This window comes from Blautia sp. DFI.3.45 (assembly GCF_020593505.1).
In the GTDB taxonomy this organism is placed as follows: domain Bacteria; phylum Bacillota; class Clostridia; order Lachnospirales; family Lachnospiraceae; genus Blautia_A; species Blautia_A wexlerae.
The window spans coordinates 1-217 of the sequence record NZ_JAJDMI010000267.1 but is presented as its reverse complement, the minus strand read 5'-3'; the positions used below and the strand labels follow the sequence as shown (position 1 = coordinate 217).

Genomic DNA, 217 nt, shown 5'->3' with positions numbered 1-217 from the left:
ATTCAGCAAGCGAAACCAGAAGAATTAGCTAAAACGGTGCCAGCCAATTATCAATTTACAGAAGCTGGCGAAACGTTAAATAAAAAAGTCAATGTGTCTATTTCAGGTGAATTAACGTTAGAAAAAGTACCTAAAACAATTGATTTTGGCAAACAAAAAATTTCTGCCAAGCCAGAAGTTTACTGGCCAACTCTTTCAGATGATTTAGTCGTTCAAG

The 217-nt window shown here is 35.5% G+C and carries 1 protein-coding gene; it reads left to right on the top strand.

All coding sequences use genetic code 11. The annotated features are described in order from the left end of the window. The coding region (locus LJE09_RS17835) for a WxL domain-containing protein (protein ID WP_227311654.1) at nt 1-217 on the top strand (217 nt) is incomplete at both ends.